The following is a 15,228-nucleotide window of genomic DNA, read 5'->3' as shown; positions in this document are numbered from 1 at the left end:
ACCGGCGCACCCGGACCCTATGCTGGGGGCGGGGCCCCCCCGCCCGACCGGCGCGGCGGACCCGGCCGCATCGACGTCACCTGCCGACGGCGCCGCTCCCGTGTCAGCGAAAGACGTCTGTACGTACCTGGACGGCCAACTGCCGACGCTGCGGGGAATCGGGTCCGAAGTTGGCGTCATGGCCAACCTCACCGGCAACCTCTACTCGTGGTACGAGTCGAAGAAATCCGTGCCGTCGGGCCGGCAGATCGACGAACAGACCCGGCAGGAGTGCCCGGCCACCCGGACCGAGGTGCTCAAGCTCGCCGGTGTGGAGAGCTTCGAACGGCTGTGAGCGTCCGCTCAGAAGTCGTCGTCGAACGTGACGGTGCCGGTCACCCCGACCTGGTACGCCGACACCCGCCGCTCGAAGAAGTTCGACAGCTCCTGCACGTCCTGCAACTCCATGAACGCGAACGGGTTGCCGCTGCCGTACATCGGCGCGAGGCCCAGCGCCGCCAGCCGCCGGTCCGCCACGTGTTGCAGGTATTCGCGCATGTCGGCCGGCGACATCCCGGAGACGCCCTGGTCGAGCAGGTCCTCGGCGAACTGCGCCTCGCACTCGACCGCCTCGGCGAGCATGTCCCGGACCTGCCGTTCCAGCTCGGCGTCGAACAGCTCCGGCTCCTCGGCGCGGACGGTCTCCACCACGTCGAACGCGAACGCCATGTGCATCGACTCGTCCCGGAACACCCAGTTGGTGCCGGAGGCCAACCCGTTGAGCAGCCCCCGGGACCGCAGGAAGTAGACGTAGGCGAACGCGCCGTAGAAGAACAGCCCCTCGATGCACGCGGCGAAGCAGATGAGGTTGAGCAGGAACGCCCGCCGGTCGGACCGGGTGCGCAGCTCCCGCAGCTCGTGGATCGAGTCGATCCAGCGGAAGCAGAACTCCGCCTTGCGGGCGATCGACGGGATGTTCTCCACCGCCGCGAACGCGGCGAACCGCTCCCGCTCGTCCGGCACGTACGTGTCCAGCAGGTTGAGGTAGAACTGGACGTGCACCGCCTCCTCGAAGAGCTGGCGGGACAGGTAGAGCCGCCCCTCCGGCGAGTTGACGTGCTGGTAGAGGTTGAGCACCAGGTTGTTGGCGACGATGGTGTCGCCGGTGGCGAAGAACGCGACCAGCCGGGACACCAGGTGCCGCTCGGCCGGCGAGAGCCGCTCCAGGTCGGCCAGGTCGGCGTGCAGGTCCACCTCCTCGACGGTCCAGGTGTTGCGGATGGCGTCGCGGAACCGGTCGAAGAAGTGCGGGTAGCGCATCGGCCGCAGGGTCAGGTCCATGCCCGGGTCGAGCAGCATCGGGCGGGTCTCGGGCATCGTGGTCACTGGCAGGCCTCGCAGCTCTCGGGGTTCTCCAGGGAACAGGCGAGCGCCTCGTCGTCGCGGGCGGGCACCGGGGCGAGCACCGGGGCCACGGTGGCCTGCTGGATCCGGGTCGCCGGACGCGACCGCAGGTAGTAGGTGGTCTTCAGCCCGGACCGCCAGGCGTACCGGTACATCGAGGAGAGCTTGCCGATGGTCGGCGCGCTCAGGAACAGGTTCAGCGACTGCGACTGGTCCACGTAGGGCGCCCGCGCGGCGGCCAGGTCGATCAGCGCCCGCTGCGGCAGCTCCCACGCGGTCCGGAACAGCTCCCGCACCTCGGCGGGCAGCTCGGCGACGCCCTGCACCGAGCCCTCGGCCCGCTTGATCCGGTCGCGGACCTGCGGCGTCCACAGCCCGCGCGCCTTCAGCTCCCGCACCAGGTACGTGTTGACCTGGAGGAACTCGCCGGACATGGTCTCCCGCTTGAACAGGTTCGACACCTGTGGCTCGACGCACTCGTAGCAGCCGGCGATCGAGGCGATGGTGGCCGTCGGCGCGATGGCCACCAGCAGCGAGTTGCGCAGCCCGTACGCGGCGATCCGCGCCCGCAGCGCCGCCCACCTGTCGACCTGGGTCGGCGTCGCGCCCCACAGGTCCGGGTGCAGGTCACCCTTCGCGGCCCGGGTCCGCGGGTACGCCGGATGCGGCCCGAACCGTTCGGCCAGCCCGGCGGAGGTCTCCAGCGCGGTCAGCAGGATCTCCTCCTGCACCCGGGTGGACAGCTCCCGCGCCGCCGGTGAGTCGAACGGCAGGCGCAGCGTGAACAACGCGTCCTGGAGGCCCATCAGCCCGAGCCCGACCGGCCGCCAGCGCGGATTCGACGCCGCCGCCTGCGCGGCCGGGTAGTAGTTGATGTCGATCACCCGGTCCAGGAACACCACCGCGGTGCGCACGGTGGCCCGCAGCTTCTCCCAGTCGACCCCGTCGGCGGTGACGTGCGCGCCGAGGTTCACCGAACCGAGGTTGCACACCGCGGTCTCGGCGTCGTCGTTGACCTCCAGGATCTCGGTGCACAGGTTGGACAGGTGAATCACGTTGCCCGGCTCGCCGGTCTGGTTGGACAGCCGGTTCGCGGCGTCCTTGAACGTCATCCACCCGTTGCCGGTCTGCGCGAGCGTGCGCATCATCCGCCCGTACAGGTCACGGGCCCGGACCGTGCGGACCGCCTTCTTCTCGGCCGCCCGGTACGCGGCGTCGAACGCCTCGCCGTACAGGTCGGGCAGCTCCGGCGCGTCGGACGGGTCGATCAGCGACCAGTCCTCGTCCGCCTCGACCCGGCGCATGAACTCGTCCGGGATCCAGTTGGCCAGGTTGAGGTTGTGGGTGCGCCGGGACTCCTCGCCGGTGTTGTCCCGCAGCTCCAGGAACTCCTCCACGTCCGGGTGCCACGGCTCCAGGTAGACGCAGGCCGCGCCCTTGCGCCGGCCGCCCTGGTTCACCGCCGCCACCCCGGCGTCGAGCGTCTTGAGGAACGGCACGATGCCGTTCGACCGCCCGTTCGTGCCCCGGATCAGCGCGCCCCGGCCGCGCACCCGGGACCAGGAGATGCCGATGCCGCCGGAGAACTTCGACAGCTTCGCCACCTGGTGGTAACGCTCGTAGATGGAGTCCAGCTCGTCGCGGGGCGAGTCCACCAGGAAGCACGACGACATCTGGGTGTGCCGGGTGCCCGAGTTGAACAGCGTGGGGGAGCTGGGCAGGTAGGCCAGGCTGGACATCAGCCGGTAGAGACCGACCGCCTCGGCCGGGGCGTGCGACAGCCCGCAGGCCACCCGCAGCAGCCAGTACTGCGGCGTCTCCACCACCAGCCGCGACTCCGGGTGCCGCAGCAGGTAACGGTCCGCCACCGTACGCAGTCCGAAGTACTCGAACCGCAGGTCACCGGCCGGGTCCACGGCGTCGTCCAGCTCGTCGGCGTGGCGGGCCACGAACGCGGCGGTGTCGTCACCGATCAGCCCCAGCCCGTGCGCGTACCCGATCGACTCGCTGAAGCGCGTCACCTGTTGCCCACGGACCTCCTCGTCCACGTACGCGGCCAGCAGCCGGGCCGCCAACCGGGAATATTGCGGCTCCTCGCCGATCAGCTCCGCCGCGGTCTGGATCGACAACCGGTCCAGCTCCGCGGTGCTCGCCCCGTCGTAGAGCCCGCTGATGGTCCGGGTGGCGACCCGCAGCGGATCGACCTCGTCCAGGTCGGCGACCCAGCGCTCGACCGCCCGGACGATCCGGTTGACGTCGACCGGCTCGGTGTCGCCGTCCCGCTTGCGGACCCGCATCGCCAGCCGGCGCTGCTCCGGCCCGGTGGCACCGGACCGCTGACTCTCCTGCACGACCGTCATGACCTCTCCCTCGCTGTCACCGATGGTCTCGGCCGGCGGGAGAACGCCAACGGGCACGGCACGCAGGCCGGCCCGGTTGCTGGCGTCGGTCGTCCCGCGCGACCTTCGACCGCCGCGCGCGGCAGCGCACGGCGCGCTGGCAGGTCTTCGGACTCGCGGGCGTGACACGAAGGTCGCCTACTGGCCGTCGCTTCCCAGGCCGGTGGCCCAGTGCTGATGACGGCGGTCGTTCCCACTCACCGCTGCGGGGCAGTCCCGGACTTCCACCGGGTTCCCTCTTGCCTCGGCCGCGCCTGTCAGGCGCGGCCGAACCAGCTGCGGGGACACCATATATGGCGGTGATGGCCGGTAGGCAACACCAGATGGGAGGTGAAGGCGGGGCCCCTTGTTAACGCCTCCGGTAGAGGAGGGGGCCCCGCTTGACACCGCCGCCCGCCGATCGGCTCAGGCCACGAACGACACCTCGGGGAAGGAGCGGCTCGGGCCGCGCAGCAGGTGACCCCGGTGCCGCAGGTGCCTGTCGAAGAAGGCCAACGGGTACGCCTGTTGGATGCGTACCGCGCGGGCGGGGTCGAGGGTGCCGATCCAGCCGGTGAGCTCCTCGTCGCTCATCCCGATCACCCGGGCCAGTTGCGGCACCAGCCACTGGTTGTCGCCGTACGACTGGTGGAGCGCGCCGGCAGCCTGGACGTTGAGCCGCCAGCCGTGCAGGTGCGACCAGAACTCGGCGACGGCGGGCTCCGTGACGCGGGTGTACTCCGCCGTCATCAGCATGAACGGCCGGTCCAGGTCGGTGGGCCGCGGCTGGGACAGCATCGGGCCGTCGAAGCTCAGCCCGGCGCGTACCCGCTGGTCGGTGCCCATGGTGAGCGCGGTCGCGGTCCCCCCCTTCGACCAACCGAACATGCCGATCCGGTGCGGGTCCAGCGCCGTGCACAGCCCGGTCGGGAGCGGCCGACGGTCGACGTCCGGGTTGCCGCCGGCGGCGAGGACGGCGATCTGGTCCAGCACGAACCGCACGTCGCGGGTGTAGGTCCAGGGCGTCGCGTCGTAGTCGTCCTCCCGGACGGTCACCCGGCCGTCCGGGAACTCGCTGGGCCCGTCGTACGTGTGGTCCACCGTGACCACCGCGTATCCGTGGCTGGCGAGTTCCTGGACCACGATGGTGGTGTCCGATCGATGGCTGCCCGCGCCGTGCGAGTAGACCACCACCGGCAGCCGACGGGCGGCGCGTCGCACCGGCGCGCCCTCGTGGCCGGCGGTCAGCGGCGCCCGCACCGCGTCGGGATCGAACCCGGTGGACTCCAGTAGCGCACGTAGCGACGCGGCGGTCATCCACTCGGCGCGGGGGTGCCGCCACACGTCCCGGGCCGGATACCAGACGTTGACCATCAGCTCCCGATACCGTCCCGGCCCGGCGAGGGGGTCCGGTTGTGACCGGTCGACCAGGTGCAGCGCAACGGTGCCGACCGGGTGGGGTCCGGTCGGTGTGGGCAGTGTGAGCCGGGCCGGCCCCGGTTGGGCCGTGGCCGCCGTCGTGCGGCCGGCGACGCCGATCGACGCGCCGGCTCCCACCGCCAACGCGGCCCGGACCAGGGTGCGGCGGGTCATGCCGTGTTCGGGGACGGATGTCTCGGTCATCAGTGATCCTCCTCGGCAGCTTATTCACTCAGTATATATACCGAGTGTATAGATGCAAGCGCGTGCCCGGTCCACGGCCGGGTGCCGCGCCTACCAGGTGACCGGCAGCGCGACCGGGCCGAGGATGGCGTGGCCCGGCTTCCACGGCACCTCGTCCGGCGGCACCGCGAGGCGCAGGCCGGGCAGCTCCCGCAGCAGCAGGCCGAGTGCGGTGCGGACCTCCAGCGCGCCCAGGTGGGCCCCGATGCAGTAGTGCGCGCCGTGGCCGAAGGACAGGTGCGGCGTGGGCGCGCGGTCGAAGTCCATCCGTTCCGGGTCCGGGAACACCGCCGGGTCGCGGTTGGCGGCGTCGTGCGAGGGGACCACGATGTCGCCCGCCGCCAGTCGGGCGCCGCTGGGCAGCGTCACGTCCGCCATCACCCGCCGCGGCATCTCGTCGCCGTTCGCGGTGGAGTGCAGCCGCTCCAGTTCGGCGACCGCGCCGTCCAGCCGCTCGGGGTGCGCGAGAAGGTACGCCCATCCGGTGCCGGCCGGCCCGTACGGCTCGGTCTGGAGCACGTGGACGAACGTGGCGATCGAGCTGGCCGTGGTCTCCCAGCCACCCACCACGAGTGAGATCGGCAGCTTGATCTGGACGTCCACCGGCTGGTCGGCGGCGGCGGTCGCGATCCGGCCGAGCAGGTCGTCGCCGGGTCGGTCGCGTCGCTGTTCGAGCTGCTCCCACAGGTAGCCGCCCATCTCCTCGGCGGACCGGGCCGCCTCCTCGCGGCTCAGGTCGCCGGCGCCGAGGAACATGTCGCCCCACCGGCGGAACCGCATCCGGTCGTCGGCCGGCAGGCCGAGCAGGTCGCAGATCACGTCCAGCGCGAACGGGACGGCGAAGTCGCGGACCAGGTCCGCCGGAGCGCCCCGGCCCACCATCGCGCTGAGCCGCTCCTCGGCCGCGGTGCGGACCGCGTCGCGCAGCCCGTCGACGGCCGGCCGGGTGAACGCGTCCTTCACGGTGCCGCGCACCCGGGCGTGCTCGGCCCCGTCCATGCCGAGCATGGTGCCGGACACGTCGACCTCGTCGGCGTACGCGGCGGCGGCCCGGGAGAAGACGTCCTGCCGGCGCAGCACCTCGCGCACGTCGGCGTACCGGCAGATCAGCAGCGCCGGAACCGGTTCGCCGCCGACCCGGCGGACGATGGGCACCACCGGAGAGCCGGCCGCGAACCGGGCGTAGTCGGGGTGCTTGTGCGGGCCGGGCGGCCGGTTGACGCCGTCGGCGTCCTGGTAGAAGGGATGGGGCCGGCGGGCGTCGATGTCCGTCATCCGTCCACAGTGCCAGTTCCGTCCCGGCGGCGGGGCCCCGCCGTCGGGACGGCGGCGGGCCGGACGCCTAGCCGGCCGACCGGCTCGACGCGCGGGCGTGGCCGTACTCGGCGAGGGCGTGGAAGGCGGCCTTGGGTGTCCACGAGCCGTCCGGCAGCACGCGCACGATGCCCCGGGCCGCCAGGTCGTAGTCGTGCTCCGGGTCCTCGGTGGTGGGCAGGTGCCGGTTCGCGAACGTGTAGACGAACGCCGCCTCCACCCCGCCCGCCTCGTAGTCGCGCAGCAGGTCGACGAGGTAGCGGGCCTGGCCCTCCTCGTCGCGCTCCAGCGTCGCGGTGAGCTTCGCCGCCCGGCCGTGCTCGTCGTAGGTCACCGGTTCCGTCGCGCCCGCGACGTCGGCGGCGCCCCGATACGTGCAGCAGCCGAACTCCGTGGCGGCGTACGGCTTGCCCTGGCCCACCGCCGCCGCGAGGCTCTGCGGAAACGCCGCCGCGTTCGTGGCGTCGCGGTAGCCGGCGTCGCTGGCGATGATGTCGAACGGGGTCCAGTCGACGCCTTCGAGGGGGATCGAGGCGTATCCGACCGGGCCACCGAACCGCTCGCGCACCGCGGGAAGCGCGTCGGCGAAGAAGTCGCGCACCGCGGCCCGCGCGACCGGGACCGCCTCCCGCATCCGCATCGGATCGGTGAACAGCGCCAGGCGCTCGGTCAGGTCGCGGCCGGGCAGGAAGCCCTCGGTGAACATGGAGATCTCGGAGCCGGTGAGGTAGACGACCGTGGCGCCCTCGCGTCGCAGCCGCTCGGCCCGTTCGGCGCCGTCGAGCAGGAACGCCATGAGCCCGGCGCGGTCCAGGCCGTTGGTGAACGGGCAGTACCACACCTCCAGCCCCGTCTCGGCCGCCAGGCGCGCGGTCAGCTCCAGCCGGTCCTGGACGCCGCCGGTGATCCGCACCGCGTCGCAGTGCAGCTCGTCGCGGATGACCCGCAGGTCGCGCCGTACGGTCTCCGGGTCGAAGGGTTCGTGGGTGGTGGACCCGGCGCTCACGAAGCCGGTGTCGTAGTTCATGCCGAAGACGCGCATCTCGCGTTCCTCCCCGTTCGGTAAGGTACGCCGCGTACCCTACAGGGTACGTCGAGTACCCTGCAAGCCATGGGCACGAGGCGCCGGGGCGAGGAACTGGAACGGGCGATCCTGCACGCCGCCGCGGCGGAACTGCGCGAATCCGGATACTCGGGGATGACGATGGACCGGGTCGCCGCCCGCGCCGGCACCAACAAGAACGCCATCTACCGCCGGTGGCCGCACCGGGCGGCGCTGGGCATCGCGGCGTACCGCCACCTGTCCGACGCCGCCATGCCGAACCCGGACACCGGAACGTTGCGCGGCGACGCGCTCGAGATGCTCCGGCGGGCCAACGAGACGTGGTCCTCGCCGCACGGGACGATCCTGCGTGGCCTGCTCGCCGCCGCGGCCGACGACCCGGAGCTGCTCACCCTGATGCGGGAGCGGTCCGGGGCGGACACCATGGACCGCGCGTGGCTCGGGATGCTGGAACGGGCCGCGGCCCGGGGCGAGGCGCCGGCGGCGGCCGCCCGGCCCCGGGTGGCGACGGCGCCGATGATGCTGCTCCGCGCCGAGTACGCGATGCGCGGCATCCCCTCGGTCCCCGACGAGGTGCTTGTCGAGATCGTGGACGAGGTGTTCCTGCCGCTGGTGCGCGGCCACGGCTGACCCGGCGCCGACCCCACCGGGCCGGCGGCGGGCCGGCGGGGCACGCCGGCCCGCCGCGTGGCGCGTGGCTCAGCAGTTGCGCAGCGTCGGGGACTGGTTCAGCAGTTGGCCCCGGCTGGAGGTGAACCGGCGGTACGCCTCGGAGCCGGCGGCGGACGGCCGGAACGCGGCCACCCGGTGACAGTTCTGGAACGCCAGCCGCACCCCGAAGTGACGCTCCAGGCCGGCGCGGATCGCGTCGCTGGCGAGCGCGCGCAGCAGTTGCCCGCGCTCGGTCTCGCCCGGCGGCGGCACGACGTTGTCGGTGAAGTCGGCGTCGGACGTCGCCAGGTCGGCGACCACCCGGCTGACGGTCTCCCAGGCGTACGGCAGGGAGTCGCGGACGCAGGCGACGAACGCCTCCTCGGACACGGGACCGGCCTCGGCGGCGCGGAGCAGGGCGGGCGGAACGGTGAGCGACATGTCTCCTCCACTTCCGGAAACGACAACCGTTTCCATCAAGCTGACGTGGTGAGCACATCACGGCCGGTTCGGCCCGGTCAAGCACCGCCACACGCGAAGCGGCGGACGGGCCCGAAGCCCGTCCGCCGCCGTCGACGCGTCCTGGGGTCAGCCCAGACGCGCCTCGATCGCCTCGATGATCCGGGGCCGCAGCTCGGCGGCGCGGATCACCGCGTCCACCGAACCGACCTCGACGGCACGCTGGATGCTGTGCACCCGGTCGAACTCGGTGGCCACCTCGCCCAGCTTCTCGGCCCGCACCGACGACCGCAGCTCGTCCAGCTCCCCGGTGAGCGTCGCGCGCTCGGTGCCGGTGGCGGCCCCGACCCGGCGCTCCAACTCGCGTACCCGGGGATCGGCGGCGGTGCGCGCGGCGACCTCGCCGGCGAAGACCACGGCGGCGGCCGGCGCGCCACCGAGCACCGAGGCGAACGAGCCCTCGATCGCCAGCACCGTCATGGCCGGGTTGAGCGCCTTGGAGAACACCACGAACGCGCCGCCGTGGTAGCGCGAGATCACGCAGAACACGATCGGGCCGCGGAAGTTCACGATCGCCCGGCCGATCTCCGCGCCGTACTCCAGTTGCAGCTTGCGCATCGACTCCGGCGAGCCGTCGAAGCCGGACAGGTTGGCCAGCACGACGAGGGGCCGGTTGCCGCTGGCCGCGTTGATCGCCCGCGCGGCCTTCTTCGACGACCGGGGGAACAGCGTGCCGGCGGTGTAGGTGTCCGGGCCGTCGGTGGGTGGGAAGCCGTGCCGGGGCACCGACCGGGACTCGATGCCGAGCAGGCAGACCGGGATGCCGCCGAGGTGCACGTCCTGCACCACCGCGGTCTCCGCGTCGGCCATGCCCGCCCACCGCTCCAGCACCGGGTGGTCCTGGTCCGCGAGGGCCCGCATCACGGTACGGATGTCGAACGGCTTCTTCCGGTCCGGGTTCGCGGTGGCGGAGAAGATCTCCCCGACCGTGGTGAAGTCGCTGCCGGCCACCGTGTGCGGGAACGTCGACACGTCCCGGTCCACCGGGTCGGTGGTGGTGGCCCGACGCGGCGCGTCCTCACCCGGCGCCACGTACGTGTGGTCGTAGTGCGCCATCAGCACCTCGTGCGCGGCCGGCAGGTTCGGCGCCCAGTACTGCGCCTGGCCGTTCGGGCCCATCACCCGGTCGTAGCCGCCGATGCCGAAGTTGTCCTCGGCGGACACGCCACCGGAGAAGTCAAGCGACTGCTTGCCGGTCAGCACCATCGCCGAGTCCGGCGTCATCACCAGCACACCCTTGGTGTGCATGAGCATCGTCGCCTCGGCGTTCCAGTACGGCTGGGCGCCGACGGTGATGCCCGCCACCACGATGTTGATCTCGCCGCCGTCCTGGGTGAACTCGACGATCCGCTTGAGCGCGGCGGCCACCCAGTCCATGTTCTCGGTGCCCGAGGTCATCGAGATCCGGGCGCCGGCGGAGAGCGCGTACCACTCCAGCGGCACGCCCATCCGCTGCGCCAGGTCCAGCGCGGCGATCACCCGCCGGCACTCCGGCTCGGAGAGCGCGCCGAGCGACTTGGTCGGGTCGCCCAGCAGCACCACCCGCGTCACCCCGTCCGGGTGCCGTGGCGTCGGCGTACGGACCACGCCGGCCACGATCGCGGCGGTGTTGCGCCCCTTCGGCCGGTCCACCGGCACCAGCGTGTGCTCGGCGTCCAGGTCGTGCTCGGTGAACTCGCCGAGCAGCCCGGTCAGCTCGTACGGGTAGACCGTGTTGCGGCTGGCCGCCCGCAGCACCTTCAGCCGGTAGTCGTCGAGCGGCTCGACCGGCTCGGTCGGCGGCTCCCCGACGAAGAGCCGGGCCTGCCCGGTGACGTCGAACGCGATCCGCACGCCGACCTTGGTCAGCTCCCCGGTCCGGCGGTCCCGCTGCCGCCCGATGAACAGGATCTCCTCCAGGTCCGCGCCGACCGTGGTCGGGCGCACCCGGGCCGCGATCCGCTCCATCTCCTCGCGGGTCAGCTCGCTCGGCGGCCAGACGTAGATGACGATCCGGTTGGTCGGGAACCGGACCTTCGACGGTCGCCGGGACTGCGCCCGGCGGATCGAGTCGATGCAGGCGGTGACCGCGTCCTCGGTGGTCGGCAGCGCCACCAGCCGGCCGTCCTGCTCGCGCAGCTCGGTCAGGTCCCGGACCTGGGCGAACGCGACGAGCCGCTGGTCCGTCGGGTTCTCCTGGGCGACCGCCTGGAAGAGGTAGACCTCCTCGTCCAGCGACGGCAGCCGGGTCAGGTCGAACCGGTGCAGCCGCTCCAACTGCATCCGCTGCGCGATGTACGGGTGCAGGCCCCGGATCAGCCGCTCCTCGACCATCGCGGTCCCGTCCGGACGGAACGTGAAGTGGTGGTGCATCACCGCGCCGCCGCGCCCGGCCACCGTGGTGGTGAGCCGGCGCACCCGGTCCGGCAGCGGATGCGCGTTGATCACGTCGAGCAGCGCGGCGGCGGTGGCGTCGAACTCCTCGGGCTGGTTCTCCCAGGCCAGGTAGACGTCCGCGTCGACGGCCGCGCAGTCCGCGGCGACCTCGGCCAGCCCGCGCAGCGCGTCGCCGAGCGCGTCGAACCGCACCGCGGCCGACACCACGCTCGACTCGGCACGGTCGGCCACCACGAACACGCAACCCCCGGCCGTCCGGGTGCGGACGCCGGTGAGCGCCTTGTTGCCGTAGTAGCGGCGGGTCAGCACCTCCAGCATGGTCGCGTTGTCCAGGTTGTCCCGGACCAGCCGCTGACCGAGCAGCCGGACCAGCGGCTCGGTGCTGCGTACCATCTCGGCGACCCGCTCGTCGCGGTCCGGCGCGTCCGGCTGACGGTCGAGGTGACGCAGGTGCGACCGGACCCGCGCGTACACCCGGGCCCGGTTGCGACGCAGCAGCGGCTGGGCGAACCAGGCGAACACCACGCCCCGGGCCAGGTCCGCGACGACCGGGAAGCGGACCTGGGTGGCCGCGATCAGCCGCTCCAACGCGAGGCCGGCGGGCTCGCGCAGCGCCTCGTCCGGCGGCAGCTCCCGCAGCCAGGCGCGGAGCAGCGCGGCGATCACGGCGGCGTCGACGGTGGCCCGCTGCTGGGCCAGGAAGATCCGGAACACCGCGGCCTCGAGCGCGGGGGAGCGGTCCAGCTCGGTGACGCCGTAGTGACCGAGCGCCTTGGCCAGCCGGGCCCGGAACGCCTCCGGCGAACCGGCCCGCTCCACGTCGAGGCTCTGCAGGTAGGTGTGGAAGTGCTCGCGGGCGCTGTGCAGGTGCCCGCCGGAGCCGTCGTCCCCGCCGGGCCGGTTGCGGCTCAGCTCGGCCAGGTCGGCGAAGACGTCGACCAGTTCCAGCTCCTCGGCCAGCGGCCGGTGCCCGGCCTCGGTGGCCGCGCGCCGCGCGTCGAGGTAGTCGTCGAGGACGCGGCGCTCGTCGTGCGGGTCCACGTCGAAGCCGAGCAGCAGCCCACGCAGGTCCTCCTGGCCGCGCTCGACCCGGGTCCGCGCCGGGACGTCCGCGGGCGCGTCCGGCAGGTCCAGCTCCACGGCCTCCTCGGCCGGGGCGGCGGCCTCGGCGCCCTCCTCGGCGACCGGCTCCAGGCGCAGCAGCGGCGCGCCGGCCTCCACCTGGGTGCCGACCGCGACGGCGCACTCCTTCAGGCGGGCCCGGAACGGCGCCCGCAGCACCGTCTCCATCTTCATCGCCTCCAGCACCAGCACCGGCGCGCCGGCCTCGACCTCCGCGCCGACCTCCAGCGGCGTGGCGACGACGAGCGCCGGCATCGGGGAGCGCAGAACGCCGCCCTCGTCGCGGCTGATCCGGTGCGTGACGCCGTCCACCTCGACCAGGTGGACCGGCCCGTGGGTGCCGGTGAGCAGGCGGTAGCGGACGCCGTTGACGGCGATCTGCCCGGTGTGCCGGTCGAAGCGGTCCAGCTCGACGTCGGCGGTACGCGCGTCGCCGCCGGCCTCGATGCCGACCCGGAACCGGTGCGCGCCGACCCGGGCCACCCGCATCCGGTAGCTCGCGCCGCGCAGCTTCAGGTCCAGCGGCCGGCCGCTGCGGTGCTGCACCTGGGGCCGGCCGCCGGCCGCGGTGGAGAGCAGCCGCTGCCGCTCGGCGCTCTCGTCCTCCTCGTACGCCTCGATCGCGGCGGCGGCCAGCGCCACCGCGGAGTGCCGGTGCCCGACCAGCCGGCCCTCGCCGCGGACCCGGTCGATCCAGCCGGTGTCCGCGCTGGCGTCGATCACCTCGGGCTGGTCGAGCAGGTCGAGCACGAAACTCTTGTTGGTCGCCCCGCCCTCGATGACCACTGTGGTGTCCGCCATCGCGCGGCGCAGCCGGCCGAGCGCCTCGTCCCGGTCCCGGCCGTACGCGATGATCTTGGCGATCATGGAGTCGAAGTCGGCGGGGATGGTGTCGCCCTCGCTGACGCCGGTGTCCACCCGGATGCCGGGCCCGGCCGGGAGGTCCAGGCGGGTGATCCGCCCGGGGGAGGGGGCGAAGTCGCGGTCCGGGTCCTCCGCGTTGAGCCGCGCCTCGATGGCGTGCCCGCGCTCGGCCGGCGGCGCGCCGGTGAGCCGGCCCCCGCCGGCCACGTGCAACTGCGCCTTGACCAGGTCGAACCCGGTGGTCGACTCGGTGATCGGGTGTTCGACCTGGAGCCGGGTGTTCACCTCCAGGAAGGCGAAGAGCCGGTCACCGGGGTGGTAGAGGAACTCCACCGTGGCCGCGCCGCGGTAGCCGACCGCGACCGCCAGCCGTTCCGCCGACGTCTTCAGCTCGGCGACCTGCGCCGGGTCGAGCAGCGGCGAGGCCGACTCCTCGATCACCTTCTGGTTGCGCCGCTGCACCGAGCAGTCCCGGACGCCGAGCGCCCACGCGGTCCCCTGCCCGTCCGCGATCACCTGCACCTCGACGTGGCGGGCGCCGGTGACCAGGCGCTCCAGGAACACCACGCCGCTGCCGAACGCCCGGGCCGCCTCCTGGCTGGTGCGCTCGTACGCGTCGGCCAGCTCCGCGTCGCTGCGGACCACCCGGATGCCGCGCCCGCCGCCGCCGGCGGTCGCCTTCAGCATCAGCGGGTAGCCGATCTGCGCCGCCGCGGCCACCGCCGCCTCCAGGCTCTCCACCGCGCCGCGGCTCCACGGCGCGACCGGCACGCCGACCTCCTCGGCGATCAGCTTGGCGCCGATCTTGTCGCCGAGCTTGCGCATCGCGTCCGCGCTCGGCCCGACGAACGTGACGCCGACCTTCTCGCACAGCTCGGCGAAGGCCGGGTCCTCGGCCACGAAGCCCCAACCCACCCAGGCGGCGTCCGCGCGGGTCTCCACCAGCGCGCGTTCCAGCGCCTTGAGGTCGAGGTACGGGCGGGCGGACGCGGGCCCGAGGTCGTACGCGACGTCCGCCTCGCGGACGAAGGTGGCGGTGCGGTCGACGTCGGTGTACAGCGCGACGGTCTCGATCCGGCTGCCGGTCTCCGCGGCCAGTTCCCGGACCGCGTGGATGAGCCGCATGGCGGCCTCACCACGGTTGACGATGGCGACACGGGTGAACACGTGACCGTCCCCTTCGGTAGACCCACGGTGTTGCGCCGGGTGGCGGCGGTGCCCCCGGCCTGCCTCACCCTGCCGTCTGCCAGCGGGCCGCGCCATGTCGTAATCGCCGAACCCTGAGCGGCGACCGTTGTAGGAACCACACAAAAGTTTTTATGCCAATACGCTGGACAGCGCCGTCCCCGAGCGGGTCCGGCGCTGTCCAGCGGTGACGTGGGCGGTTCAGCCCGGGATCTCGCGCGGGTCGCGGCTGCGCGGGTAGGTGTTCTTCTCTCCGATCGTGCCGTCCTGCTTCTTGATCACGTGCTCGGTGCCGCGCTCGGCCGCCATCTCCCGGCCGGCGGCCTCCGCCTCGGCCTTCGTCTCGTGCCGGCTGCTGGCGCGCTCGTTGCCCTCCGGGCGGTTCTTCCACTGCCCGTCCTGCTGGTAGGTGTCGATGTCACCCGTCGCCATGTCGTCAGCTCCCTCGAATCCGTGGTCGATGACGAATGTCTGCCCCCACCCCCGCCCCCCTAATCCTCCCGCCCCCCTCCCGCCCCTCTCGCCCCCCGCCCCTCTCGCCCCCCGCCCCTCTCGCCCCCCGCCCCCACCGCGCGCAGATTCACGGAAAGAGTGGCCATTCCGGCGGCAATGGCCACTCTTTCCGTGAAACAGGCGTCGGGTGGGTGGGGGTGCGCGCCGGGGCGGCGCGATTTTGTGGGTTTCGATCTTGTCCCGGCATCTGGTCGGGGA

Annotated in this window: 10 protein-coding genes and 1 riboswitch; of the genes, 2 read left to right on the top strand and 8 right to left on the bottom strand. The window is 72.9% G+C overall.

Annotated elements, in window-relative coordinates:
* Positions 1-178: 178 nt before the first annotated feature.
* Entirely contained in the window at positions 179-334 is a 156-nt protein-coding gene (locus ACLQ2W_RS13620) for a hypothetical protein (RefSeq protein ID WP_405089832.1), read from the top strand.
* A gap of 8 nt (positions 335-342) precedes the next feature.
* On the opposite strand, the gene ACLQ2W_RS13615 is transcribed toward ACLQ2W_RS13620, so the two are convergent.
* From ACLQ2W_RS13615 to ACLQ2W_RS13595, 5 genes are all read right to left on the bottom strand, one after another.
* A complete protein-coding gene (locus ACLQ2W_RS13615; RefSeq protein WP_425786703.1) occupies positions 343-1,356 on the bottom strand; it encodes a ribonucleotide-diphosphate reductase subunit beta in 1,014 nt (337 codons plus the stop codon).
* Positions 1,357-1,361: 5 nt separating this feature from the next.
* Complete coding sequence (locus ACLQ2W_RS13610) at positions 1,362-3,743, bottom strand: ribonucleoside-diphosphate reductase subunit alpha (RefSeq protein WP_425786702.1); 2,382 nt, start codon at positions 3,741-3,743, stop codon at positions 1,362-1,364.
* Between the two features lie 121 nt (positions 3,744-3,864).
* A riboswitch (cobalamin riboswitch) is annotated at positions 3,865-4,074 on the bottom strand.
* 113 nt (positions 4,075-4,187) lie between these two features.
* A complete protein-coding gene (locus tag ACLQ2W_RS13605; protein ID WP_425786701.1) occupies positions 4,188-5,384 on the bottom strand; it encodes an alpha/beta hydrolase family protein in 1,197 nt (398 codons plus the stop codon).
* A 90-nt stretch (positions 5,385-5,474) separates the two neighbouring features.
* Positions 5,475-6,698 (bottom strand): cytochrome P450, encoded by a 1,224-nt coding sequence (locus tag ACLQ2W_RS13600; RefSeq protein WP_425786699.1) that lies wholly within the window; start codon positions 6,696-6,698, stop codon positions 5,475-5,477.
* 67 nt (positions 6,699-6,765) lie between these two features.
* The gene (locus tag ACLQ2W_RS13595) at positions 6,766-7,779 is read right to left on the bottom strand and encodes a hypothetical protein (protein WP_425786698.1); all 1,014 of its coding nucleotides are present in this window, start codon (positions 7,777-7,779) and stop codon (positions 6,766-6,768) included.
* A gap of 69 nt (positions 7,780-7,848) precedes the next feature.
* Here ACLQ2W_RS13595 and ACLQ2W_RS13590 point away from each other — a divergent pair, with 69 nt between their 5' ends.
* Positions 7,849-8,430 (top strand): TetR/AcrR family transcriptional regulator, encoded by a 582-nt coding sequence (locus ACLQ2W_RS13590; protein WP_281942027.1) that lies wholly within the window; start codon positions 7,849-7,851, stop codon positions 8,428-8,430.
* Between the two features lie 69 nt (positions 8,431-8,499).
* Here the strand turns inward: ACLQ2W_RS13590 and ACLQ2W_RS13585 are convergent, their stop codons facing one another.
* The 3 genes from ACLQ2W_RS13585 to ACLQ2W_RS13575 form a co-directional block, all read right to left on the bottom strand.
* A complete protein-coding gene (locus ACLQ2W_RS13585; protein ID WP_107157328.1) occupies positions 8,500-8,892 on the bottom strand; it encodes an SCO5389 family protein in 393 nt (130 codons plus the stop codon).
* Positions 8,893-9,039: 147 nt separating this feature from the next.
* Positions 9,040-14,499 carry a carboxyl transferase domain-containing protein gene (locus ACLQ2W_RS13580; RefSeq protein ID WP_425786697.1) on the bottom strand — a complete coding sequence of 1,820 codons (5,460 nt, stop codon included), beginning with the start codon at positions 14,497-14,499 and terminating at the stop codon, positions 9,040-9,042.
* Between the two features lie 219 nt (positions 14,500-14,718).
* The gene (locus tag ACLQ2W_RS13575) at positions 14,719-14,949 is read right to left on the bottom strand and encodes a DUF2188 domain-containing protein (RefSeq protein ID WP_425786696.1); all 231 of its coding nucleotides are present in this window, start codon (positions 14,947-14,949) and stop codon (positions 14,719-14,721) included.
* Positions 14,950-15,228 lie beyond the last annotated feature (279 nt).

Origin of the sequence: Micromonospora sp. DT227 (assembly GCF_049841835.1) — a bacterium.
Lineage (GTDB): Bacteria > Actinomycetota > Actinomycetes > Mycobacteriales > Micromonosporaceae > Micromonospora.
This window is presented reverse-complemented; position numbering and strand designations above follow the sequence as displayed.

Bases quoted from the DNA above. Each gene is read 5' to 3' on its own strand.
- ACLQ2W_RS13620 (WP_405089832.1), top strand. From the start codon at position 179: ATGGCCAACCTCACCGGCAACCTCTACTCGTGGTACGAGTCGAAGAAA.
- ACLQ2W_RS13615 (WP_425786703.1), bottom strand. From the start codon at position 1,356: ATGCCCGAGACCCGCCCGATGCTGCTCGACCCGGGCATGGACCTGACC.
- ACLQ2W_RS13610 (WP_425786702.1), bottom strand. From the start codon at position 3,743: ATGACGGTCGTGCAGGAGAGTCAGCGGTCCGGTGCCACCGGGCCGGAG.
- ACLQ2W_RS13605 (WP_425786701.1), bottom strand. From the start codon at position 5,384: ATGACCGAGACATCCGTCCCCGAACACGGCATGACCCGCCGCACCCTG.
- ACLQ2W_RS13600 (WP_425786699.1), bottom strand. From the start codon at position 6,698: ATGACGGACATCGACGCCCGCCGGCCCCATCCCTTCTACCAGGACGCC.
- ACLQ2W_RS13595 (WP_425786698.1), bottom strand. From the start codon at position 7,779: ATGCGCGTCTTCGGCATGAACTACGACACCGGCTTCGTGAGCGCCGGG.
- ACLQ2W_RS13590 (WP_281942027.1), top strand. From the start codon at position 7,849: ATGGGCACGAGGCGCCGGGGCGAGGAACTGGAACGGGCGATCCTGCAC.
- ACLQ2W_RS13585 (WP_107157328.1), bottom strand. From the start codon at position 8,892: ATGTCGCTCACCGTTCCGCCCGCCCTGCTCCGCGCCGCCGAGGCCGGT.
- ACLQ2W_RS13575 (WP_425786696.1), bottom strand. From the start codon at position 14,949: ATGGCGACGGGTGACATCGACACCTACCAGCAGGACGGGCAGTGGAAG.